Genomic DNA, 25325 nt, shown 5'->3' with positions numbered 1-25325 from the left:
AAAAGTTAAGAGGTTCAATTATGTCCGGCCATAGTAAATGGGCTACAATCAAACACAAGAAGGGTATCGCCGATGCAAAGCGCGGTCAGAAATTTACAAAGCTGATTAAGGAAATTTCCGTTGCAGCAAAAATGGGTGGTGCAGACCCCGAAACCAATGCTAGGCTTCGTACCGCCGTACTGAAAGCCCGTGCAGAGAATATGCCCAAGGACAATATTGACCGGGCAATCAAGAAAGGTGCCGGAGAGCTCGACAACTCCACCTATTATGAACTCACCTATGAAGGGTATGCTCCTGGGGGCGTAGCCTTGATTATTGATACATTAACTGACAACAAAAATAGAACGGCAAGTGATGTTCGTTCAACACTTACCAAAAACGGTGGTACCTTGGGTGCTTCAGGTTGTGTTTCCTATATGTTCCAGACCAAGGGTATCATCACGTACGATACGGAAAAGTATAGCGAAGAACAGATTTTTGAAGTTGCCTTGGAAAATGGGGCTGACGATGTGACCACCAATGATGGTGTCATCGAAGTGATTACCACTCCCTCTGATTTTGGCAACGTTTTGGAAGCAATGCAGAAAGCTGGTTTCGAGCAAGAGAGTGCTGAGGTGGAGAAGGTTGCAGACCAGACCGTAACACTGGATAGTGATAAAGCTCGCAAAGTGCTCAAGATCATCGATAAACTCGAGGAATTGGATGACGTCCAGCTGGTTTCCTCAAATCTGGAACTCCCCGATGATTTTGAGGATAGTGACGAAGATTAACGCATGCGAATCCTAGGTATTGATCCAGGATATGCACAGACAGGCTGGGGTGTTGTCGAATCTGATGGACAGCATAACCGGCCTGTTTCGTTTGGTGTCATAAAAACCTCTCCGACGCAACCTGATTGTGAACGAATTCATTTCATCGCAAAGTCGATCGGTGCGTTGGCATTGGAAAACAAAGTCACTATCTGTGGTATGGAAGACATCTTCTTTACCAAGAATGTCAGTTCAGCCATTCCTGTTGCCAAGGTGATCGGAGCTTGCATCCATCAACTTGCGCTGCTTGAGATTCCTGTTCGGTTGTACAGTCCTCCAACGATTAAATCAGCCGTTACCGGCTATGGGGGAGCAGAAAAACATCAAGTTCAGGAAATGGTGCGTATACTTTTGGGCTTTGAGAAAATCCCAAAACCCGACCATGCTTCGGATGCCTTGGCTGCAGCCTTATGCCTTGCTGTCTATGATTTTGCCCAAATAAGGATGAAATTGTAATGATTAACGCTATCATTGGTGATGTAGTACGTGTAATGGACGGTGAGGTTATCCTCAGGGCAGGGTATGTTGAATATATGCTCTCTGTGTCGGCACAGACAGCAAGCAAGCTCAGCAATCTATCATTGGAAGAGAGAAGGGCTGTTAGGTTGCTTACCGTTTTAATACATCGCGAGGACAGCATGTCCCTTTTTGGCTTTTATGATGAAGCCGAACGCGAAGCTTTTTTGCAGTTGCAAACCGTCTCCGGCATAGGCTCGAAACAAGCTCTCAAGATTCTCAGCGGTATCAGCGTTCGAAATCTGGCACAAGCACTTGATACGGGGAACCTGAAGCTTTTATCCTCGATTCCGGGCATTGGTCCCAAGACAGGTCAAAAAATGATTCTCGCCTTGCGTGATGTATTGGTCTTTGAAGATGAAAAGAGCAAAACCAATGGGCAGCGTAGCCAAAGCAAAGCCAGTCAGTGGTCGGACATTATTACTGCATTGGTGGATATGGGGTATGATAGACGTAAAGTTGAAGAGGTAATCGATTCGTTAAGCGAACAAGAATCTGAAGCAATCGGCAAACTTAGCCACCATGATGCTGAGCAACTGTTGTTCCGCAGTGCAGTCAAACTGCTTGGATAAAGGGAGAAGAAATGGACACACACGAGTCGGAATTACATGATTTGATACAAAGCTCCGTGGTATCCACCTCCTTCCAACAGGAGGCGGACAAACAGGAGAATATCCTCAGACCCAAAATGCTCAAGGATTTCCAAGGCCAGCAGCGTTTGAAAGACAACCTTGCCGTCTTTGTCCAAGCAGCCCGTGAGCGAAAGGAACCGCTTGATCATACCTTTCTTATCGGTCCCCCGGGTCTTGGAAAGACCACCTTGGCAAGTATTATCGCCAATGAGATGGGTGCTGAAATCAGGATGACCAGCGCACCTGCTTTGGATAAACCCAAAGACCTTGCAGGAATTCTTACCAATGTAACCGAAGGTTCTGTATTTTTCATCGATGAGATTCATAGACTCAAGCCAGCTTTGGAAGAAATGCTCTATATTGCCATGGAAGATTTTGAGATTGACTGGGTTATCGGTCAAGGGCCTGCCGCACGGACGATGCGCATTCCTCTTCCCAAGTTTACCTTGGTAGGGGCTACAACCAAAGCCGGTTCAGTTTCCAGTCCTCTCTCCTCGCGATTCGGCATCACCTGCCATATCGAATTCTACAACGAACAGGAGCTCGCCTCGATTATCGCCAGATCGGCTCAGATCATGGATGTGCAAATCGACAAGAAAGCCATTGTCCAGTTGGCACGGTGCAGCCGTGGAACTCCTCGAATAGCCAATCGTCTTTTGAGGCGGCTCAGGGACTTCGCCATGGTAATGGGTGATGGAACGGTGACCGTTGCAGTAGTCGACCATGGCATGGAGCGACTGGGCATCGACAATAATGGTCTTGAAACACAGGACCGAAATATATTAAGAACAATCATTGAATTTTATGACGGAGGACCGGTAGGGGCTGAAACTCTTTCGATCAGCGTAGGGGAGGCTATAGAATCTTTGGAAGACTTCTATGAACCATATCTGATACAAAAAGGATTCCTCAAGCGTACTCCCCGTGGACGGATGACCACCAAAAAAGCCTACGACCTGCTGGGCATTCCCTGCAAAAGGAACTTGGATGACAATCAAGGAATACTCTTTTGACCTTCCGGAGCATCTGATAGCACAGACTCCCATAGACCGACGTGGCGAGGACCGATTGCTGGTTCTCGACAAGCATAGTGGAACCATCATAGATGAACAAATGACACATTTTGCTTCCTATCTTCAAGAAGGAAGTATTCTTGTTGTCAACAACAGTAAAGTGCGCAAGGCACGTGTATTTGCCATCAGCGAGACTAAAAGCCGCGTGGAATTTCTTTTTCTGGAAGAAAACCTCGACCATAGCTGGAATGTCATGGTCACCAAAACAAAAAAACAACATGTCGGCAAGCATTATACATTCTGTACTGCCGACCAGAGCTATGTACGTACCGGATGCATTACTAAAGCCAATGAGGATGGGACAAGAACCATCACCTTCAATCATGTACTTGATGAGGATTTTTTCCTCAAGCTCGGTCATGTCCCACTCCCCCCATACATCAAGCGTGAGGATTGCTTTGCCGACGAGAATAGGTATCAGACAATTTATGCACAAAAGGAAGGGTCGGTAGCAGCCCCGACTGCTGGATTGCACTTTACCCAAGAAATCCTGGCATCCATTCGTGCAAAAGGCTGTACTATTGTTCCAGTTACCTTGCATGTTGGACCCGGAACCTTTTTGCCCGTTCGTACCGATAATCTGGAAGACCATCACATGCATTATGAATCGTATGAAATTGAGGAAGAAAGCGCTCGCATCATCAACCAGGCAAAAGCGCAGGGGCGTAAGATTGTTGCCACAGGGACGACCAGCGTGCGCACTCTGGAGAGTGCTTTCAACACTGAAACAGGGTTATTGGAAAGCGGGCAAGGTCGGACAAATCTCTTTATCCGACCTCCTTATACGTTTAAAATCGTGGACCAACTGTTGACGAACTTTCATACTCCGGAATCGACACTCTTGGTCTTGGTCTCCACGTTCGCAGGAAAAGAAAAGATTGATCGCGCCTATCGGCATGCAGTCGAACAATCCTATCGTTTCTTCAGCTATGGTGATGCAATGTTTATTTGCTGAAGAGAATTTGCTGGATTTGGGAAGCAATTTCCTCTATCTTCAGGAGCCCATCCAAACGGACAAGGGTTACCTGAGGATCGAGCGAGCTGAAAATTCGTTCGTAGTTCTCTTTCACTTTATGGAGAAATTCCTTTTTCTCAAAGAGTTCCACTTCATTGCCTCTGCTGTTGATTCTTCTCAGGCACTCATCAACCGGTGTGTCAATGAAAAAGACGTACTGGGGAGAAGGGAACTCGTTAAGGCTTGCAATTTTCTCAAAATCACATTCTACGCCTTGATAGGAAAGTGATGAATACAAGTAGCGATCTGAAATAACAAGTTTGCCAGCTTCCAGGTCATGGATGATTCCATAGACCGGATTATTCAGGTGATCCTCCCTGTCGGCTGCATACAACATTGCCAAAGCCAAAGGGGTGGTCAGGATTTGCTTTTGTAAAACTGAGCGGACCAAGCGTCCGATAGGTTTATCGGTAGGCTCAAACGTTGCACGACACGGAGTATCAGCGCGGTCACACGCTTCGGCAAGCAATTGCATTTGCGTAGTGGTACCGGCACCATCCAAACCCTCAAAAACAATAAAATTGGTCAATACTGAAGGCATATGCATATCTCCTATCATGTCTCTATGGTACGGTAAAAGCGAAGTAAGGTAAATGAGTTTTTCATGATAGGCATACCAAACTCCATCGAACCAACATGAAAATAGGTGCCCAAGAATTCGACAATGGGCTATACTGGGAAAAAGGTGAGATATCATACAACACTAAAAGACATTGCGGTTTCGGTTCTTGTTCTCATAAGCTGCGCCATTCTCTGTTTGTATGGAATGGCTAGGCTTGGTATGGCCAATCCAAGTCAGTATATTGCAGACCGGCTGATGCAAAATCTCAATTCAGGTGGTCCAGTCTCTTTCAAGGCTGAAAGTATGGACCGTATGTTCCTCAAGAACCTGATCATTAATAAGCCATCCCTTTCGCTCACCCAAAATACCTCTGCTTCTGCTTCCGAAATAGAGATACAAGGGGGCCTTCCCTTATTACTCAGCTCATATATGTTCGGTTCCAAGCAAGTCAATGTCAACGTCCGTGATCCAGAACTGGTAATCAATGAGAGCCTTCAAAATCTGTCCCTTGAATCTTCCTCCTCAAATTCGCACCTGCAAACGTGGCTTGAGTCCAATACATTTTCCATTGAAACTCAAAATTTGCGTGCATCGATGGATGCTCCTGAATTGGCTTTAGAGCTAGAAATGTCTTCCTTGGACTTGCTGTTTGACAACAACAAACCGTTCCCCACGATACGGGGCAGCGCTCCTATCCTTACGTTTGATACAGGAACGTTGCAAGCAACACTCTTGGACTCCGAAATTGGACTGAATGAAGAAGGCAGTGCCTTGATAGAAATCAGCAAGGTTTCCTTGTTGCAGCAAGGATTGGAAGTTTCCTTTGCGCAATTGGTTGCCTTAGGTACGCTCGAATCCCTTGCATTTGCGAATTCGGATATAACGATCGATTTCTCGCTTGCCGATCTCAAGGCTGAAAGGGAGCGGCTAACCCTAGCTGTTCCCATACTTACCAGCACTATACAATTGAAGCATGGTGCCTTTGATCAGGCAACACTATCGTACGATCAGCTCTCATTGAGCATTGAGGGTATCCAGGTACATTCCCCAACCGCCACCGTAACGGGTAGAAAGGAAGGAGAAAAGTTCTTGTTCGGGCTTGCTACCAAGCAAGGGGATCTTTTCAAGGTCACCTACGCTCAGACTCTCTCTCTTGATCTTCATACACTCCAGGCGAATGCTCAGTATGAAGCCAATACGGCCTCAATCCAACTTTCGCTTGGACAGATACAGTATTCTCTTAATGACTTGGAGGCAGACCTCAGCTCATTGTATCTCCAAGCCAATACTCAACTCGAAGGTATGAACCTGATCGAGGCTGAGCTCAATCTGCAAGCTGATGCACAAGCCTCCTTCAAACATAGTGATATCAACTTCTCATCACCACTGGTATCAGAGCTGAGCTATCGTGCTTCCGATGCAGCAATGAGCAGTTCTGCATACCTCACCAATCTGGCTTCTTCCTTCACGACCGTACCGCTTTCGGCACGCATGTCTTTCCAGTCAAATAGGCAAGGTAGTCAGCTTCAGGCAGAACTTGACTACCAAGATATGCTTTTTATACGTTCGGTCTATGATATGCCAACTACTGCCGAAGGAACTTTCTTCTTTACCTCCCGCCTGAATGACTTCCCCTTGAGCATTCTCTCTCCAACTTTTGAAGCATTTGCACCGTTCATTAAGCCATATTACCAGGATGCAACCAACTTGATTGGTAACATCTCATTCCAATCATCCAGGGGAGGGGGAAGCATTCTCCCATTTGATGGTAAAGCGGCTATTGAATTGGCTTTGTTGTCAGCCAAAGTTGGAAAGGTCGAATTGGATGCAGGATTTACCTTTTTGGCTGATATCAAGGGTGATTCGGTTTTCGTGAACGCCATGACGCTGGCCAGCAGCGGTTATCGACTTGTCTTTTCAGGTTCCACTGAACTCAACTATTGGTTGCCCCGCGGAGAACTGGACCTCTATCGCATCGATGATGGACAGCGCTTGCTTTCCGTTAATTTCTTCGATCAGCCGCCATCGGCATATCGCTTCAATGTCACCACTCCCTTTGAAAAATCCCTGCTTGTTGATGGAACCATTAGAAGGGAAGGCTCTGAATTCATTGTGGGAAGCGCTGATTTCTCCATTTTCAAGACAACATTTCCCTTTACCTTCCGCCTCGATACAAGCACCCTCCAATTCTTGCTCTCCCAACAGGAGCATCTGTCTCTTTCTGCAAATCTTGCACCCCCCATTACGGGGCGCCTGGTAGCAAATGACCTTCGCTTGCCCGATGCAGGTTTCTTTGCCTTGGCGGCTATTTCAGGCGATCTGGAAGCTGAGTTTTTCTCACTTCGAGATTGGCAATTGGCAAGCAAGGAATTCAGAATCGAGGGGGTGCAATTCAAGAACCGTAGCTATGATTTACTGACTTCCCTTACTGCAAAGGAAAATCAGGTACTTCTATCCAATATGCAACTGAAAGAAGGCGGACACATATTCCCCAGTCGCTTCAGCTATACAGGTACCGACTTTGTTTCTCTCGTGCAAGCCTCCTTCCTCGCTCCCTTTGAGGCAACCTTCAGCCTGGATGCAGACGAGGAGAGAAAAATCTCAATCTCGTTGCTTGGTTATGAGGACCGTATCAATGGTGCACTACAGATTTCTTCGCTTCCCCTTGACCGATTCTTTCACCAGTTGCAGGGAACCGTACTTGATTTTTCCGCACTCGGGTATTCTGATTTCAAGGAAACCGCAAGTGTCGATGGCTTCGTTGAGTTGACGAAAGGCAATGCCAAATTCACATCCAAACTTGCGTTCGACCAAGATTCTCTTACCCTCTATGATTCTGCTGTGCAAATGCCGGATTTCACCTATATCGGCCAAGCACTATCCATTACCGATCAGCTTGCTCGTTCTACAGGAAAATTTGAACATATCCGACATCTCACGTACAAAGACCAGGTATCCCAACTTACCTATGACTTGGCAATCGACTTAGGGCAATTCAAAACAATTTTCGATCTTCCCAAGGCACTGAAGCCAATCTTCGAGGGCTCTCTCATCGCAGAGCTTAGCTTATCTGATATTCTCTTATATGGAGAGGGTGGCATCAATGACGGTACCTATTTGATCAATCTCTCTGATGGTTTATTCACCATCGGAGGGGATCATCTGGACCTCTCCTATCAGAGCGCATCCAAACATCTGCAAGCAACTATGAATACATCATTTGGTATTGGCTTCGCAGTCGAGGGTTCACTTGCTTCCTCTGATTTCGGCTTGAGTATTGACTCCATCTACCTGCCACTTCCGCTCTTGAACAGAACGTTCCTCAAACCGATTTTCTCGTTCCTTGATGGTGTTGCCCAAGGTGAACTCTACCTTGCAAAAACGGCTGATGGCCTCAGGCCGTACGGGCAATTATGGGTCGATTCGGCGCGCATGCAACTGTTCTGGCTGCCCCAGGACATCATCACCATGAAAAACATCAGTGCATCCAGCGATGGAAGTAGGGCGATTACCCCAAGAATTCCCTTCTTTTCCACCAATACGGTTACCGGCAAGACTATTGAAGGGTATGGCTGGCTCGGTGCCTCCTTCGACGGCTTGCGTTTTGAAAATTATGAAATCCACGCAGAAAGTGGGGATCAGATGGTTTTCATTTGGTTGCCGATGCAAGGTTTCGATGCAGACATCAAAACGTATGCCGGTGGCACCTTCAATCTGTTCGGTGTTGGATTTGAGACTTGGTTGGACGGAAAAGTCATGATCCAGGATAGTACCATGACGCTCGGGATCAAGGACTTGCCATCCTGGTATATAGCCAACAACCTTACCACTACAGAATTTGAGGTAGTAACAGGAAAGAATGTTTCATTCTCGTATCCCAATACGCAGAACCCGTTCATTAAGGCAACCATTACTGAGAATCAGAATATTTCTTTCCTGTATGATCATATAACTGATGAGTTTATCGCTGATGGGACGCTTTCTTTCAGAAGTGGGGAAATTTATTACTTCCAGAAGAACTTCTTCATCACCGAAGGGTCGCTTGCTTTACATACCGATGCTTTGACAGGAAAGAACCAGATTCAGCCGACCATCAACCTTCGAGCAAAAATGACAGACTTTGATGCTCAGGGAGAACGAATAGATATATTCCTAGTTTTGCGTGATTCAGGCCTTTCCAACCTGAATCCGCAGTTTGAATCAATTCCTGCAAAGGATATCAATGAAATTCTGGAGATTTTGGGTCAATCGATCCTGCCTACCGGTGCATATGGCGAAGTGAATCTGTATAGTGTAGTAAGCCTTGCCGCTGCAGCAACCGATGTGGCAGAGCGACTGGGCTACATCGATGCAAGTCAAACAACAGCACTGACAGAGTCCATTCGTATCTCTTTGGGGCTTGATATGTTCAGCATACGCAGCAATATTCTGCAAAATATTCTTTTTGATGCGTTGCCCGGAAGCAACATCGGCGGGGTTTTGACTCCCTTGGCACGGTATTTGAACAACACTTCCATTTTCATGGGCAAGTACGTCGGTCGGCAATTTTTCCTGCAGGCATTGGTTCACCTCAGTGCAATGGAAAGCTCGCGGGTAAAGCGTTCATTCATTTCACCAGACCTCTCGCTAGATCTCGAGCTCTCGCTTGACTGGGTAAACCCACTGGGGACTTTCTCATTCTTTACCCAGCCGAACGAGTTGTCGTTCACCAATATTTTGGATACCATTGGCTTTAGTGTAACCAAACGAATAGTTTTGCGTTAAACAGGTTTATAGAGGAGACATCATGGACAAGCGCCATACACGCTTTCTTGTGGGCATCGTGCTCATTTTAGCCCTTTCTTTTTCCTTCTTGAGTGCTGCTGATACCGACCCTTGGTATGTAGGCAAGCGAATTGCATCCTTTTCCAACAGTGGTTTGCAGAATGTGAAGGAGAGCGTTGTATTGGACATCCAATATGACTATTTAGGTAAAACCTTTACTGACCAGCTGTTTAATGAACTGCAAGGTGAACTGTATGGATTGGAATATTTTCTCTATTTTATTGCCGATGCCCAGAGGACAGGGGAGGGAAACAACGAATTACAAATCGCCATGACCTTCTATGAATTACCCTACATCAAGACAGCAACAGTACAGGGAAATCAGGGAATAAAGACCAAGGACATCACTGAAGTACTGATCGCCAAGGAAGGATTCTTCCTCGATGAACAGAATATCGAGTTATCCAAACAGAAGATCCTGACACTCTACCAGGAAAAAGGATATGCCGATGCTACCATCGACAGCGAATATGTCACAGACGAGACGGCAAATGCAGTAGATCTTAAGTATATCATTACCGAGAACCAGCAGAAGCGTATCGGCCAAATTGTATTCGAGGGCAATGAGCAGCTTTCGTCCGATATGCTTTCCAAGCAACTGTCCTCTAAGCAGGTAAGCTATTTCAGCTCCGGTTACTACAATCCTTTGACTATTGAAACCGACAAGCAAAAGATCATTGCCTTTTACCAGAGCAGAGGCTACATCGATGCAGCCATTCTTGATGTCCGTACAGAGGATATCAGCACAGAGGACGATACGTATTCTCGCTTGAGAGTGGTATTCTCCATTGATGAGGGAGAACAATGGTTCTTTGGCGGCATTCAGGTTGAGGGCAATACCGTCTTCAGCAATGAACAATTCCAGTCCTTGATCTCCATGCGTCAGGGTGTAGTATTGGATGTATCCCGGGTGCAACAGGAAATTACTGCCGTCACAGACCTGTATTGGAACAACGGCTACATTTTCAATTTGATTTCCACCGACCTTATCCGCAACGAAGAAACAAAAACTGTTACGTACATCCTCAAGGTGCAAGAGAATCAACAAGCTGTAATCGAGGATATCCGTTTAGAAGGGCTCACCAAAACCAAACCCTATGTCTTCGAACGGGAACTGACATTTTCGAAGGGCGATATTTTCTCCAAGGAAAAACTGATCCGAAGCGCCCAGAACATTTACAATACTCTCATTGTAACCGATGTTCAGTTTGATATCATAAATGGGACCCAGGAAGGTAGTGTGATTCCCGTCTTCACCGTAGTCGAAGGGAATCAGATGGACATCCAATTTGGAGCAACCTTTGGCGGAAATGTTGATGGTTTCCCGGTATCCGGTTTCCTGCAGTGGTCCGACAAGAACCTTGGGGGAACAGGACGTGATCTGGCGATTGCCACCAATCTCAGTCCCGATACCCAGAATATCTCTGTTTCCTTTACCGATGGTTGGTTCAAAAACAGGCGTTGGTCGAATGGCTTGAGTTTCAACTTTGAACGAAGTGTAAAAGATTCCGCTCTTCAGAGGGGTATCGGCAGCAAGTATTATACCGGTCACGATGGAGACAACGCTGAATCCAATCCCTATCCCTATGGTTATGACAGTTATGCAAGTTATTTGGCGGCCGACCAGGCCCTGCCTTCCTCACGCTACTTGATGAGCTATACCTATTACCGCATTTCGCTGGGGTACAACACCGGCTATACCTTCATGTTCCAACCCGGATCGCTGAATGTCGGTGGTGGTATTACCGTAGGACTCAACTACGCCCAATACGATGACAACGTCTATGATCCGTATGAACGACTGATTGATTTGTATCATGAAAGTTGGCAATTCAGTAATCGCCTTACGCTCTCTTTTGCCTGGGACGGAAGGGATCTCATCGAGAACACCAGCCGGGGGTATTACCTCAGCCAAAGTTTCACCTATGCCGGAGGTATTCTTGGAGGCCTTTCCAATTATATCCGTACCTCGAGTTCAGCTAGTGGATACCTCACCCTGTTTACATTCGATTTGGACGAGAAGCCGGCTAACGTAGTGTTGGGGGTAACCACCAGCCTGAGTGTGATGCTGCCACAGTACTATAATCATTATGAAAGTGGTTGGAATTGGTACGATGCAAAACAAGGTGCAACCCGTTATGAGATGCTCTACATCGATGGCATGAACACCGGTCGCGGATTCAGTGTCGTATTCGATCAGGCATACCTGTGGGATAACCAGATTTCAATCAGTTGGCCGCTAGCTCACAATGTGCTCTCTGCAGAAATGTATGCAAGCGCCACCGGGGTAAGTACCGACCTGAGTTCCATCAAGGCTTCCAATCTTGCCTGGTACTTCTCCACCGGAATTGGAATCAAGCTCAAGGTACCCGGCTTCCCGCTCGGTTTGTATTTGGTTAAGAATGCGAGTTACATCAATGACTCATTTGCTTGGGTTGAAGGTAATATTTTCAAGGGCGATCGCGAGGGGAGCGGACTGAAACTGGTCCTTGCCATCACCACGACATTGTATTAAGCATGGAAACAGAAGCAGAGAAATTGACTCCTATGATGGTACAATACCGTCAGATCAAGGAGCAGCATCAGCAGACCATCCTCTTCTTTCGTCTCGGTGATTTCTATGAGATGTTCGAACAGGATGCTGTTGAGGTTTCCCGTCTTCTCAACCTTACGTTGACCAAGCGGAATGGCCAGCCGATGTGCGGTATTCCTTATCATGCGGCAAAGGTATATATCAAACGTCTGTTGGAGGCCGGCAAGAAAATTGCCATCTGTGAACAGACGGAACTGCCTGAGGGTGGTCGGCAACTGGCAAAGCGTGAGGTGGTGCAAGTTGTCACCCCTGCAACGGTAGTGGAAGAGGACTTTCTTGAAGCAAACCGTGACAGTTTTGTAGTAAGCCTCTCGTTTCAAAAACAAGGGCTATCAATCAGTTATGCAGACATTACCAGTGGGCAGTTTTTCCTGCGCATGGTTGAGAAGGACAGTCGGTATGCGATGCTGCTCAGTGTTTTGCAGCAGGTCAATCCTCGTGAAATTTTGGTCAATGAAGACGATTACTTTTTGTATCAGGATTTCCAATCCCTCATAGACGCTCATCCCGCCATGGTTACAAAACTGCCCTCCTGGCATTTCTCCATTTCTGAAGGATACACGCGACTTTGCAACCACATTGGATCCACATCTCTGAAAGCCTTTGGCTTGGAGAATAAAAATCCTATGCTCAGTAGTGCGGGAGCTCTTCTGTGGTACCTCAAAGAGACGGCTAAAACCAGTCTCAACCAGATAGAAGGGTACACGCTAGTTTCTGAATCCGAGTACCTTCACATTGATGAAGCGAGCCGAAAGAGTCTGGAATTATTAGCCAATCTTGCAGATGGTACTGAAAAATACACGCTCTTTTCCTCCATCAATGCAACATTGACCAGCATGGGAGCACGTCTTCTCAAACAATGGATAGCCAGTCCCTTGACTGATAGGGAACGCATCCGATTCCGTCAGAGCTGGGTTACCCTATTATGTGAAGATCGTGATGAACTTGCCCGTGTGCGGTCGCACTTGAAGATGGTGCTGGATTTGCAGCGTCTTTCGAGCCGGCTGGTCATGCACCGCCATTTGCCCAAAGACTTGGTGGGTATCAGCCAAACCGTCCGTGCCTTTTTCAATCTGGTGGATGACAGGTACCATCCGCTTCTCGGGGATGCCCTTTGTGAACAAACTCTTTCATCCTTGGCCATCATGGCAAAAAGCATTGCCGACGGCATCTCTGATGATCATCAAGGACCATTTGAAGAAGGTAAAGTCATTGTAACCGGTTTTGATGCCGAGCTCGATACCTTGAGATCCATCAAAGGTGGTGGCAAGGCAATATTGGATGTGTATCTGGATAAGGTTCGGCAGGAAACCGGTATTACCACACTACGCCTTTCCTCGAACAAAATCCTTGGCCATTTTATTGAAGTCTCGAAAAATCAGGCCGAAAAGGTTCCTTCCACATTTTACCGGAAACAAACCCTGGTCAATGCGGAACGATTTACCAGCGATGAGCTCATTGCCTGTGAACAAAAAATCCTCGCCAGTGCCTTCGAGGCTGAAAAACGGGAACGACAGGTCTATGAATCGTTGGTGGAGGAGGTGATGAACCATCAGCAAGCTCTGCTGGCGATCAGCCGTTTCCTCAGCGAACTTGACTGCCTGCAAAGTTTTGCTTCAACTGCCATTACACATTCCTACTGCAAACCAACATTTACCGATGAGGATGTATTGGAGTTTGAGGGGGGTAGGCACCCGGTGGTTGAGCAACACCTCGGTACCGGTCAGTTTATTGCAAATGATTTGACCATCAGCAGTACCGGAAAACGTTTTTGCCTGATAACAGGCCCTAATATGGCCGGAAAGTCCACTTTTCTCAGACAGACCGCACTCTTGGTTATTCTCAGTCAAATCGGCAGTTATGTTCCCGCTACAAAGGCCCGGCTTGGTATTGTGGACAAATTGTATTGCAGGGTGGGTGCTAGCGACAACCTTGCACGCGGAGAGTCCACATTCTTGGTTGAGATGCAGGAAGCAGCCCATATCCTGCGCACCGCCACTCGAAATTCACTGGTCATCGTCGATGAATTGGGAAGGGGAACAAGCACCCAGGATGGTATGTCCATCGCCTATGCAATCATGCAGCAATTGCTGGGCATGCAGGCTAAAGCATTATTTGCAACGCATTATCACGAACTTGCAAGAATCGATACCTCAGCCCTCCAGTTGCTTACATTGCAAGTTTCAGAGATGGGAGGTCAGGTTCGATTCCTTCGTAGGGTTATTGAGGGCATTGCAAACTCTTCCTACGGACTCAACGTTGCACGGATGGCGGGAATAGGCAGGGAAGTATTAGCCCATGCCCGCACCTTCCAGAAGCAACACTTTGCTGAGTATGATCTTGGATCCATCCAACCCGATTTGTTCAGTGCGATAGGTGATGAATCGGCACAACAGGTGTTGTACGATGAGACGGAACAAGAGATTCTGTATCAACTACGTTCGTTTTCCATAGAACAGTCATCCCCGCTACAGGCCTTGTTGTTTCTCAAGACGCTCCAGGAAAAACTGCAAGCAAAATGACAGGGGTTTTCCCTTCCTGGGTATGTGGTGCCTATCATGCAATAGTCTTTCAGATTCGCTGCTTTGCCCAACATGTAGTGCAGAGCTTGCTGCGTCTTCGTTCACAACCTTCTATGCTCTCAAATGTCCCACCTGTGGAAAGCCGGTCCTTGATCCTATCTATGGATGTGATTTCTGTCAGAAGGCCTTGCTTTCCTATGGGTTTTATGATGGGATTCTCGAACACTTGCTTACCGAGTACAAGCATGCCGGCAAGATTATGGCCAGTGTAGTACTCTCCGGTTTATTCGAATCTATGCTACAGAGCTTTGACCATCCTGTTCTGATTCCAATTCCTTCCTCAAGATCTGGCAAACGTTCCCTGGGTTTTGACCACATGGCCCTTGTTACGGCTATACTCGGAAAACGACTCAATCTTCAGTCAATTCATTTGTTCAGGCAAAAAGCCAATTCTCTTTATACTGTACTGTCCCGCAGTCAAAGACAACAAACCAGCAACCTGGAAATAAGAAAGAGAGCTGCGAAACAGATGCAAAAGTTGCTATTGCAGAACAGAACATTCCTTATTCTTGATGATATCTATACTACAGGCAATACATGCAAAAGGGCACAAGAGCTACTTTACACCGAATTTTCAGTCCAGGCATCTATTTGTGTCATCGCACGTGCGTAAAACGGTGCTGTAGTTGACAAAAGTAGAGCAAGTGCGTACTATCAAAGCAGGATATGTTTGATTATTGGGGGATCGCCGGCAGGCGTATCCCTTTTTTATGAATTTTTTTTAGGAATACTATGTTAGCAACAGGAATACAGAAAAACAAATTGTTTATGGAGTATGAACCACTGCTTAATGCGATGGGGATTGCTTTGGTTGAAATCAATCGCGTCGATCGGGGAAACAGTGTCATCGTTACCATGGTGATAGTCGCAAAAGAAACTGAAGTGAGCATTGATCACTGTGCCAAGGTATACCGCCTTGCGTATCCCCGCATGGAACTCCAGCTAGGTGAACGTGATTTGCAGTTGGAAGTAAGTACCCCGGGACTGCAACGCACCTTCAAGGATGTGTATGAGTTCAGCTTGTTTACGGGCAAGCGGGCCAGGGTTTATGATACGAGCAAGGAAGCTTGGGTCAGTGGAATTATCACACAGGCCGATGAAAAGACCGTTCAGCTCGCACAGGTATATATTGAGGATGAAAAAGAGATGATTGACACTATGTCTGTAGAGTTTTCTGTGATTCAGAAGGCAAAGCTCGACTATAGATGGGAGGACGATTCACATGGCAACTGAAATTGGTGACGCTATCCGGAGTATGGTAGCGGAAAAGAACATTTCCGAAGAGCTGGTTATCAGCACTATCGAGGACATACTTCGTGCAGCGTACAAACGAAAATTCGGTACCGATGAGAATGCCGTCATTGAATTCAGTGAAGACTTCCTGTCTGTCGAACTTGCCAGCCGCAGGAAAATTGTTGATGACGATAACTGGTATAATGAGGTGACAGAGATTCCCCTCAGTGAAGCAAAAGAGATTCACGAGGATTGTGAGATCGGCGACGAGCTGCTTATTCCTGTAGATCTCAAGGATTTCGACCGTATCAGTGTCCAGAGTGCGAAACAGCGTGCACACCAGAGCTTCAGGGATATCCAGAAGGACACGCTCTATAGTGAATACAAGGCCAAGGAAGGCCAGTTGATTATCGGATACTACCGCCGTCAGCTTCCAAACGGGGACATTTATGTGGATATCGGTACTACCGAGGGTTTGCTTCCGAGAAGAAACCAATCCAGCCGTGAAAGTTATGGCAGCAACGACAAGATCAAGTGCTATGTTGAGAAGGTTGAAAAAGCTGAACGCGGTTTGCGTGTTGTACTCTCCAGAACCAGCCCTGATTTGATCCGAAAGCTTTTCGAGGTCGAAGTACCTGAAATTGCCCAGAACCAGATTGACATCATCAAGATTGTTCGTGAGGCAGGCTATCGTACCAAGGTTGCAGTAGCGAGCCGCAACGACGATATCGATCCTGTGGGAGCTTGTGTTGGGTTGAAGGGAAATCGAATACAGACTATCATGAGTGAGATAGAGGGAGAGAAAATCGATATCCTGCGCTATGACACCAATCCAGTAAACTATATTCGCAATGCTCTTTCACCTGCCCAAGTCAAGGATGTCGTGGTGCTTGATAAAAATATCTATCATGCAGTAGCCATCGTTGAGGATACCCAGCTCTCTCTGGCTATCGGCAAGCAGGGACTGAATGTCCGCCTGGCAAATAAACTGGTCGACTGGATGATTGATGTGAAGACTCAGTCACAGTTCGATGAGATGGATATCGCCAAGGAAGCACGTTTCAAGGCAGAAAGCTTTTTCGGTACTGGAGAACCTGTGTTTGAGGAAGCATTGCCCCAACTCGAGTTTGAAAATACTGAGGTTGCTGTTGAGTCTGAAGTTGAAACGTTTGTCGATGAGGATGAGATTGCACTCTCTGAACTCCCTCTCGATTCCATGCTTCTTAAGAAACTACAGTTCCATGACGTGTATAGTGTTGAAGAATTCATCAACCTTAGCGATGAGGACTTGACTGGGTTCGGCGATTTGAGTGAAGAAGAGATTATCGCAATCAAGGACACCATCAACGAATATGTCGATATTGTTGAGGACGAAGAGGATGGAGAGACCGAGTATGTCTGCCCCAATTGTGGTGCCTCCATCACCATGGATATGACCGTGTGCCCAAGCTGTGGAACAGGTCTGGCATTTGAGGTAGAGTAAAACCATCCAAGAGGAAATAATGACGGAAGAGAATAATAAGCCTAAAGCAACGTTGATCAAGCATGTAGTAACTCCCTCAGAGCAGAAGGAAGAGCCGAAGAGCCCCGCCAAGGAACAGGATACAAAACCTAAAGCCCCGGAAAAACGTCGGGTCGTGGTAGTAAAGAAAAAAGTGGTGGTGGTAAAACCTCAGCCTAAAAGTGAAACGGAACTGAGTACATCTGATAACGCCGTTGAGGCACCTAAATCAGAAGAAAACACCAAATCTCATGACAAACAAGGCGCACAGCATCGCTTAGGTGGAGTGCGTAGAACGCCGCGTCCTTCAACAGACAAACTTACTGCATCCCCGTTGCATAACGGTCCTGTTGTGATCAGGCCCACCAATCTTCCGCCGGTGCCCAATCAGGGACTTACGGTCAAGGATCATGCAGAGCTACAGAATCGTGCACCTGATGCTTCAGCAGTGCAGACTCCTGTTCCTTCAAGCGGACCTCGTATTGCCGGTACGGTAGGCGGTCGTCCTGCACCAGGAACACGTCCTGCGTATCAGGGCACTCGTCCTACATCCGGTTATCAGGGACAGAATCCTCGACCGCAAGGACAAGGCGCACCTGTCAGCCAAGGCTATCAGGGACAGAACCCCCGTCCGCAGGGACAGGGCTATCCCGCCAGTCAGGGTTATCAGGGGCAAAATCCTCGTCCGCAAGGCCAAGGCTATCAAGGCCAGAATCCCCGTCCGCAAGGACAAGGCTATCAGGGTCAGAATCCTCGTCCTCAGGGACAGGGTTATCCCTCAAGCCAAGGGTACCAGGGTCAGAACCCCCGTCCTTCAACTCCCTATCAGGGAACGCAACCTCCTCGTCAAGGTGGATTCCAGAGTCGACCTCCGTATCAGGGTCGTCCTGCTGGTGGAGCACCCGGTCAGAGACCTTCTGGTCCCGGTGGTTTCAGGCCGCAGGGCGGTGGTGGCGGAAGGCCTCCATTCGGTCAGCGTCCCGGCGGCGTAGGTCAAAGACCTGGTGGAGCCCCCGGCTCTCAGGACATGGATACACTGAATCAGCGTACCCCCAAGAAGACTTTTACCAAAAAGAAAGACCAAGCTTCGTATAAGAAACGTAATGCTGAAGAGGAAAAAGAATTCCTTATTCAGCGACGTAAGGAACAAGCAGCTGCCAAGTTGGCATCAGTACCCAAGACTGTTGATATGATGGAAGTCATCAGTGTCAGTGATCTTGCGAAGAAGATGAATCTGAAGGCTAGTGAAATCATCGCCAAATTGTTCAAAATGGGAATGATGGTCACTATCAACCAACAGATTGATTACGAAACAGCTGAAATTATCTGCGGTGAATACAACTGTCAGGTACACCTTGTTTCCTTGTATGACGAGACCTTGATTGCCAGTGATCCTGACAGTGAAGATAATTTGGTCGATCGCGCCCCGATTGTTACGGTAATGGGCCACGTTGACCATGGTAAGACCAAACTGCTCGATGCCATTCGGTCCACCAAGGTAGCAGAAGGTGAGTTCGGCGGTATTACCCAGCACATCGGTGCCTACAAGGTGAATCTTCCTGGCAAGGGTGAAGTCGTATTCCTCGATACTCCGGGTCACGCAGCATTCTCCATGATGCGAGCCCGCGGTGCTCAGGTGACTGATATTGTCATTCTGGTAGTTGCTGCCAATGACGGTGTCATGCCCCAAACGCGTGAGGCAATTGACCACGCAAGGGCTGCCAATGTTCCCATTATTGTAGCCATCAACAAATGTGACCTTCCTGAGGCCAAGCCTGAACGTGTCATGCAACAGCTCTCTGATTTGGGATTGATGCCCGAAGAGTGGGGTGGACAGACGTTGTATTGCCAAATTTCTGCACTTAAGAAAATTGGTATTGATGAGCTGCTGGATACTGTTCTGTTACAGGCGGAGATGCTGGAACTGAAAGCCAATGCAGGTTGTAGGGCTGAAGGTAAAGTCATTGAGAGCCGCATTGATCAAGGACGTGGTATTGTTGCATCTGTTTTGATCGAGAGAGGAACACTCAGACAGGGTGATTACTATGTTGCCGGTATTTATCCCGGTAGAGTAAGAGCAATGTTTGATGATAAAGGCCGGAAGATTGATATAGCTGGTCCTTCCACTCCCGTCGAAATTATCGGTTTGAGTGACATTCCCGGTGCAGGTGATCCGTTCCAGGTAACTGAGGACGAACGTCAGGCTCGCCAGGTTGGTACAAAGCGTCAAGAATTGGAAAGACTTGGAGATAGCCGTAATGTGAAGAAGGTCACCCTTGACAATCTGTATACGAAGATCAAGGAAGGCGCCATTCAGGAGTTCAATGTCATCATCAAGGGTGACGTACAGGGCTCTGTGGAAGCGTTGCAAGGTTCTCTTGAGAAGCTCTCCAATAATGAGATTCATCTCAATGTCATCCGTGCAAGTGCCGGTGCGATCATCGAAAGCGATGTGACCTTGGCAAGTGCCTCTGATGCTCTGGTTATCGGCTTCAACGTGAGGCCTACGCCCCGTGCACAGGCTTTGGCAGACCAGGAGAAGATTGAAATCCGCAAGTACAACATCATTTATGATGTGGTGGATGATATCCGCTTGGCAATGGAAGGCATGTTGAGTCCCGAATTGCGTGAGGTTGAGATTGGTACGGTTGAGGTTCGCGATACCTTCAAGGTGCCCAGAGTCGGAACAATTGCCGGTTGTATGGTTACCAAGGGCAAGATCAAGCGTAACAGCCTGGTCAGGGTCATTAGAGATTCCATTCAGCTCAACAGCACAATGGTCAAGATTACGAGCCTGAAGCGGTTCAAGGACGATGCCAAGGAAGTTGCCGAAGGCTTCGAGTGTGGTGTTGGTCTTGAAAACTTCAACGACCTGCATGTTGGTGATATTCTTGAGGTTGTAGAAACCGAGGAAATCGCCCGCAAGCTGGAAAGCAGTGAGAAGATATGAGTGAGTACAGTCAGAAACGAATAGAAGCAAGACTCTCTGAGGCGATCAGTACGCTGATCGTCAAAGGGGAGATTAAGAATCCGCTGCTGAGCACGCTGTGCTCAGTCAGCAGGGTTGAACTCTCGGTGGACAATGCTTTTGCTACCGTCTTTATTTCAAGTGTACTGGATGATGATTCCCTTCATGCAAGTGTTGATGCATTGCAGAAAGCCAGCGGATTCATCCAAAAACGGGTAGGGGCTTTCCTGAAAACAAGGAATACTCCCGTATTGACCTTCAAGGCAGATGTTTCCCTTAAGGAAGGACAAAAAATCAATGCCCTGATTGATGCACTGGTGGAAGATGGGAACAAACGCTAGCATTCTTCTCATAAATAAAAAACCGGGCCTTACCAGTTTTTCGTCCCTCAATGATATCAAGCGTACCATCGATCCCAAAGTGGGACATGCTGGTACGCTTGATAAGTTTGCCCGTGGACTCTTGGTTGTTTTAACCGGAAGCATGACCAGATTGAATGTGTTGTTTTCCACCATGGATAAAACCTATCGGGCTGAAATTCAATTTGGCATGGAAACCGATACGCTCGATCCGGAAGGGCAGGTGATAGCAACAGCAGCTCTCCCCAGCTTTGAAGCAATTCAAAAAGCCATTCCGACTTTTTTGGGCACTATCGAACAGCAGCCTCCTCAATATAGCGCGCTTCATATCAATGGAAAAAGAGCAAGCGACCTGGCCCGAAGCGGAAAAGAAGTGGAAATGGCTAAACGCCCCATAACCGTATATCGCTTTATTCCCATTTCCTATGAACAGGGAATTCTTATCGCTGATATTCATGTTTCCAAAGGCACCTATATCCGCTCGCTAGCCCGTGATTTGGGTTTGGCAGCAGGCAGTAGAGCTCATCTGATTGGCTTGGAGCGTACCAGTATCGGCCCGTTCTCCTTAACTGAGGCAGTTGATGCCAAAGAAACAGAAACCCTTGTAGCTTCAGTCTCACAAACTGACGAACGTCTGAGTCGGGTGGATTCAGTAAGCATCTTCGAAATTGGTGAGGATGAACTGTTTCGCGTGGCCAATGGAGCGTTTCCCAATTCATGCAAGATACTACGACAAAGTAATAATGAGCTGTTCGGGGCACTGTATAGTACAGATGGGGTGCTTCGCGCAGTCGCAGATATGAGAGAAGGACGACTTATCGCCCAAATCCATCCATACCGCAAGGAGATAGTAGGGTGAAACGGTATGATTTCATGCATCTTTCGGCTCATCCCGTGCTCTGGCAGCAAGACATGGCTGTCTGTATCGGTGTTTTTGATGGGCTTCACAGCGGTCATCAAGCTATCATCAGACGATGTGTTGAACTTGCTGCCCAACAAGGGCTGGAGAGCATGGTCATTACGTTTGATAAAAATCCCAAGATGATAATGAAAAGTCAGCCCTACCACTCTAAGTTGGCAAGTGAGTCGCAAATCGAGCAAATACTTGTAAATATTGGTGTTGACCATCTTGTTGTCATTGACTTTTCTGCTGATTTCAGTAAACTCACAGCTGAGGAGTTCCTCACTTTAGTATGTGCATTTTGCCATGTTAACGTGATGGTTGTCGGAGAGGATTTCCGCTGCGGTGCCCCGGTTTCAAGTGCCGGACCTGTTCAGCTGCAGGAATATCTATCCCGATTGTCACCGGAAGCTACCGTAGAGATTCCCCCATTTGTCCTAACCGCTGATGGAGAGATTACTTCAAGTACTCTGGTGCGTAAAAAACTTCTTGAGGGCGCTTTGGAAGAAGTCCAAAGTATGCTCGGTAGGCCTTATGAGCTGGATTTGGTGGCGTATCCATCCAAATTCATGGAAAAGGGCTTGCTGTACCGAACTGCTTCCTTTATGCAGCTCCTGCCTCCGGTAGGTGTGTATGAGGCTCAGTTATCGCTTTCTGATGGTTCTGTAGTGGACGTTCATGCACACTTGGGTGAGGATGAGCTCTTGATAGTACCAGATCAGGCGATGTGGGATTGGATTGCAGCACGTACAAAAAGACTTAGCTTTCGGGCTAAGGGGAGTATTTCATGATTTCTAAGGAACAAAAACAGGAAATCATTGCCAAGTTTGGCGGTGATGAAAAGAACACCGGTTCGACCAAGGCACAGGTTGCCCTGCTTACCGCTCGCATCAACGACCTGCAGCCCCACTTCAAAAAGAATCCGAAGGACCATGCAGGAACCAGAGGTTTGTTGTTGATGGTTGGTCAGCGCAGACGGCTCCTCAAGTACTTGAAGGATACCGATATTGAAGCCTACCGTTCTCTGATTGCCGAACTCGGCCTGAGAAAGTAGTCGTGGTGTTGCATTCGTAAAATTGTATGAATAGCTCCGATGGCTTTTCAGGCCGTTGGAGCTATTTTATTTATTGAGTCGTGTAGAAAGAACGAAAAGAACAAAGAAAGGAATAAGAAGATGGAAGTAAAAAAAGTTTCTGTACGGATCGGCGATGCCGACCTGGTGTTTGAAACCGGGAAAATCGCCAAGCAGACCAGTGGTACTGTGTACGCCCATTATGAGGGTAGTGCTGTTATTGCAACTGTCTGCTGCGGAAAGGAGCCCAACGAGGCTCTGGATTATGTACCCCTGAGTGTTGAATATAATGAGAAATATTATGCCGCAGGCAAAATCCCAGGCGGATTCCTCAAACGAGAAGCCCGCCCCAAGGATAAGGAAATTCTGGTAAGTAGGCTCATCGACCGCCCGATGCGCCCCCTCTTTGACAAGGCCTTCGGCCGTGAAATCCAGGTGGTTCCCACTGTTGTATCTTCCGATATGAACAACACCCCTGACATCATCGCCATTAACGCTGCCAGCGCTGCAGTAACTATCAGTGACATCCCCTTCAACGGGCCTATTGCTGCTGTTCGTATCTCCATGGTGGACGGTGCCTATGTCGTCAACCCTACCTTCAGTCAAATCGAGCGTTCCAGCTTGGACATCGTTGTTGCAGGAACTCGTGATGGTATTACCATGGTCGAGGGTGGTGCTAAGGAAGTAAGCGAAGAAGTGATGCTTGAAGCCATTGCTACCGCCCAGCCGTACATCACCAAGCTTTGCGATGCACAGCTTGAGCTGAAAAAGATTGCTGGCAAGGAAAAGCTTCCGGTAGTAACGTTGACGGTTGACCTCTCCTGGCTCGCTCCTGTCCGTGAGTATGCCTATCCCCTCATCAAGCAAGCTTCCTTTGTAAAAGGTAAGATGGAGCGGTATGCCGCCCTTGCGAAGGTACAGGGTGAAGTCAAGGAGAAGTTCCAGGACGTAATCGCTGAAGATTCCAAACGCGATGGGCAACTCTCATCCCTGTTCGAGGATCTCGAGTACGAAATTCTTCGCGCTTCAATTCTCAATGACGGCAAGAGAACCGATGGTCGATCTGTTGACCAGATCAGACCCATCACTTGTGAAGTTGGATTGTTGGACAGGACCCATGGTTCTGCACTTTTTACCCGCGGTGAGACACAAGCTTTGGCTGTTACCACACTCGGTACTGCCAGCGACGAGCAGATGTTCGATACCATCGACGGCGAGAAGAGCTTCAGTTCCTTCATGCTTCACTATAACTTCCCTCCGTATAGCGTAGGCGAGTGTGGAAGGCTGAGCACCGGTCGTCGTGAGATCGGCCACGGTCATTTGGCACAGCGTGCTCTTGAAGCAATCGTCCCCAACAAGGAGTCATTCCCCTATACAGTGCGTGTAGTCAGCGAGATTATGGAATCCAATGGTTCCTCCTCCATGGCTTCAGTCTGTGGTGGTTGTCTCTCGTTGATGGATGCCGGTGTTCCCATTAAGAAGCCGGTAGCTGGTATTGCCATGGGTTTGATTACCGAAGGTGCTGATTACTCCAAGTATGTCGTGCTTAGCGACATCCTCGGTGAAGAAGACCACCTCGGCGATATGGACTTCAAGGTAGCCGGTAGCCGCGATGGTATTACCGCATTCCAGATGGACATCAAGATTGCAGGGGTAACACCTGAAATCATGAAGAAGGCTCTTGAGCAGGCTAAACAAGGCAGAATGCACATTCTTTCCATCATGGAAGGAGCACTGAGCAACTCACGTGAGGAAATCAGTGAATATGCTCCCAAGATTCTCACCATGAAAGTGGACGAAGAGAAAATCGGGGCAGTCATCGGAACCGGTGGAAAGACGATCAAGGCCATTGCCAGCCAGAGTGGAGCTGAGGTCAACATCGCCGACGACGGAACCGTTACCATCTATGGTAGAGACAATGCATCAGCCCAGCTGGCTAAGGAACTGGTAAAATCCATTGTTGAGGAACCGGAAGTAGGCCGCATCTATGAAGGTACGGTAAAGCGCATCATGGATTTCGGTGCCTTTATTGAAATCCTGCCTGGAAAGGAAGGGCTCTGCCATATTTCCAAGCTTGCAAAGACACGTGTCCAGAATGTTGAGGATGTACTGAAAGTTGGTCAGGTAGTTCCGGTTAAGCTCATTGAAATTGACCGTCAGAACCGCTTGAACCTCAGTTACATCGATGCAATCGAGACTCAGTCGAAGTAAGATGGATACTGACTCAATCATGGTTCATGTAGTGAAGTTGAGACCGGAAGCATTGCTTCCGGTCTATGGTACCGCAAACAGTGCTGGTGCCGACATTTCTGCCTGCCTTGATGAAGATCTGGTGCTTGCCGGCGGCTCGTATGGCAAAGTACCTACAGGCTTGAGTATTCAATTACCGGTAGGGTATGAGGCACAAGTACGGCCGCGCAGCGGGTTGGCTGCCAAGTTCGGTTTGACGGTTCTCAACAGTCCTGGTACCATCGATGCTGATTACCGCGGGGAAGTCTGTGTACTTCTGATAAACCACGGAAGAGAGGAAGTGCGTATCCATCACGGTGACAGGATTGCCCAGATGGTTATTGCACGGTGCGAACAAGCCACCTTCACTGAAACGATCAGCTTGGATGCAACAGAGCGGGGAAGTGGAGGCTTTGGTTCGACGGGAGTATAGCTTTGGCTTCATCCGCTCGTTTT

At 47.6% G+C, this 25325-nt stretch carries 19 protein-coding genes; 18 read left to right on the top strand and 1 reads right to left on the bottom strand.

All coding sequences use genetic code 11. The annotated features are described in order from the left end of the window. The first annotated feature begins 20 nt into the window (after positions 1-20). The 5 genes from SPIBUDDY_RS07175 to queA are packed head-to-tail and all read left to right on the top strand — an operon-like array spanning position 21 to position 3985. On the top strand, positions 21-770 hold the full coding sequence (locus tag SPIBUDDY_RS07175; RefSeq protein ID WP_013607082.1) for a YebC/PmpR family DNA-binding transcriptional regulator: 750 nt from the start codon (positions 21-23) through the stop codon (positions 768-770). 3 nt (positions 771-773) lie between these two features. Next, a complete protein-coding gene (locus SPIBUDDY_RS07170; protein ID WP_013607081.1) occupies positions 774-1265 on the top strand; it encodes a crossover junction endodeoxyribonuclease RuvC in 492 nt (163 codons plus the stop codon). Beyond that, positions 1265-1897, top strand: coding sequence for a Holliday junction branch migration protein RuvA (ruvA, locus tag SPIBUDDY_RS07165; protein WP_013607080.1), 633 nt, complete (start codon positions 1265-1267; stop codon positions 1895-1897). Before SPIBUDDY_RS07170 ends, ruvA begins: the two co-directional genes overlap by 1 nt. Before the next feature lie 11 nt (positions 1898-1908). Continuing rightward, positions 1909-2970, top strand: a complete 1062-nt coding sequence (gene ruvB, locus SPIBUDDY_RS07160) for a Holliday junction branch migration DNA helicase RuvB (RefSeq protein WP_013607079.1) — start codon at positions 1909-1911, stop codon at positions 2968-2970. Next, positions 2945-3985: a tRNA preQ1(34) S-adenosylmethionine ribosyltransferase-isomerase QueA gene (queA, locus tag SPIBUDDY_RS07155; RefSeq protein WP_013607078.1), complete on the top strand. Its 1041-nt coding sequence runs from the start codon at positions 2945-2947 to the stop codon at positions 3983-3985. Before ruvB ends, queA begins: the two co-directional genes overlap by 26 nt. On the opposite strand, the gene tmk is transcribed toward queA, so the two are convergent. Then, complete coding sequence (gene tmk / locus SPIBUDDY_RS07150) at positions 3975-4586, bottom strand: dTMP kinase (protein WP_013607077.1); 612 nt, start codon at positions 4584-4586, stop codon at positions 3975-3977. The two genes, queA and tmk, sit on opposite strands and share 11 nt — an antisense overlap. 144 nt (positions 4587-4730) lie before the next feature. On the opposite strand from tmk, the gene SPIBUDDY_RS07145 reads away from it, so the two are divergent. The 13 genes from SPIBUDDY_RS07145 to dut all read left to right on the top strand — a co-directional run bounded on the left by SPIBUDDY_RS07145 (position 4731) and on the right by dut (position 25302). Next, complete coding sequence (locus SPIBUDDY_RS07145; protein WP_155816074.1) at positions 4731-9371, top strand: translocation/assembly module TamB domain-containing protein; 4641 nt, start codon at positions 4731-4733, stop codon at positions 9369-9371. Positions 9372-9393: 22 nt separating this feature from the next. Continuing rightward, entirely contained in the window at positions 9394-11946 is a 2553-nt protein-coding gene (bamA, locus tag SPIBUDDY_RS07140; protein WP_013607075.1) for an outer membrane protein assembly factor BamA, read from the top strand. Between the two features lie 2 nt (positions 11947-11948). Beyond that, positions 11949-14546 (top strand): DNA mismatch repair protein MutS, encoded by a 2598-nt coding sequence (gene mutS / locus SPIBUDDY_RS07135; RefSeq protein WP_013607074.1) that lies wholly within the window; start codon positions 11949-11951, stop codon positions 14544-14546. Between the two features lie 22 nt (positions 14547-14568). Beyond that, positions 14569-15219, top strand: coding sequence for a ComF family protein (locus tag SPIBUDDY_RS07130; RefSeq protein WP_013607073.1), 651 nt, complete (start codon positions 14569-14571; stop codon positions 15217-15219). Positions 15220-15374: 155 nt separating this feature from the next. Beyond that, on the top strand, positions 15375-15839 hold the full coding sequence (locus SPIBUDDY_RS07125) for an LSm family protein (protein ID WP_245523825.1): 465 nt from the start codon (positions 15375-15377) through the stop codon (positions 15837-15839). After that, on the top strand, positions 15829-17322 hold the full coding sequence (gene nusA, locus SPIBUDDY_RS07120) for a transcription termination factor NusA (protein ID WP_013607071.1): 1494 nt from the start codon (positions 15829-15831) through the stop codon (positions 17320-17322). Before SPIBUDDY_RS07125 ends, nusA begins: the two co-directional genes overlap by 11 nt. A gap of 19 nt (positions 17323-17341) precedes the next feature. Further along, positions 17342-20290: a translation initiation factor IF-2 gene (gene infB / locus SPIBUDDY_RS07115; RefSeq protein WP_013607070.1), complete on the top strand. Its 2949-nt coding sequence runs from the start codon at positions 17342-17344 to the stop codon at positions 20288-20290. Next, complete coding sequence (gene rbfA / locus SPIBUDDY_RS07110; RefSeq protein WP_013607069.1) at positions 20287-20649, top strand: 30S ribosome-binding factor RbfA; 363 nt, start codon at positions 20287-20289, stop codon at positions 20647-20649. The genes infB and rbfA overlap by 4 nt, the downstream gene beginning before the upstream one ends. Further along, on the top strand, positions 20633-21526 hold the full coding sequence (gene truB, locus SPIBUDDY_RS07105) for a tRNA pseudouridine(55) synthase TruB (RefSeq protein ID WP_013607068.1): 894 nt from the start codon (positions 20633-20635) through the stop codon (positions 21524-21526). Before rbfA ends, truB begins: the two co-directional genes overlap by 17 nt. Then, on the top strand, positions 21523-22359 hold the full coding sequence (locus SPIBUDDY_RS07100) for an FAD synthetase family protein (RefSeq protein WP_013607067.1): 837 nt from the start codon (positions 21523-21525) through the stop codon (positions 22357-22359). The genes truB and SPIBUDDY_RS07100 overlap by 4 nt, the downstream gene beginning before the upstream one ends. Beyond that, positions 22356-22622 (top strand): 30S ribosomal protein S15, encoded by a 267-nt coding sequence (gene rpsO / locus SPIBUDDY_RS07095; RefSeq protein ID WP_013607066.1) that lies wholly within the window; start codon positions 22356-22358, stop codon positions 22620-22622. Before SPIBUDDY_RS07100 ends, rpsO begins: the two co-directional genes overlap by 4 nt. A gap of 120 nt (positions 22623-22742) precedes the next feature. After that, positions 22743-24851, top strand: a complete 2109-nt coding sequence (gene pnp / locus SPIBUDDY_RS07090) for a polyribonucleotide nucleotidyltransferase (protein ID WP_013607065.1) — start codon at positions 22743-22745, stop codon at positions 24849-24851. Between the two features lie 19 nt (positions 24852-24870). Further along, positions 24871-25302 carry a dUTP diphosphatase gene (gene dut, locus SPIBUDDY_RS07085; RefSeq protein WP_215904727.1) on the top strand — a complete coding sequence of 144 codons (432 nt, stop codon included), beginning with the start codon at positions 24871-24873 and terminating at the stop codon, positions 25300-25302. Positions 25303-25325 lie beyond the last annotated feature (23 nt).

It is taken from the genome of Sphaerochaeta globosa str. Buddy (assembly GCF_000190435.1).
Lineage (GTDB): Bacteria > Spirochaetota > Spirochaetia > Sphaerochaetales > Sphaerochaetaceae > Sphaerochaeta > Sphaerochaeta globosa.
The sequence above is the reverse complement of the archived record's forward strand: the minus strand, read 5'-3'. Positions and strand labels throughout refer to the sequence as shown.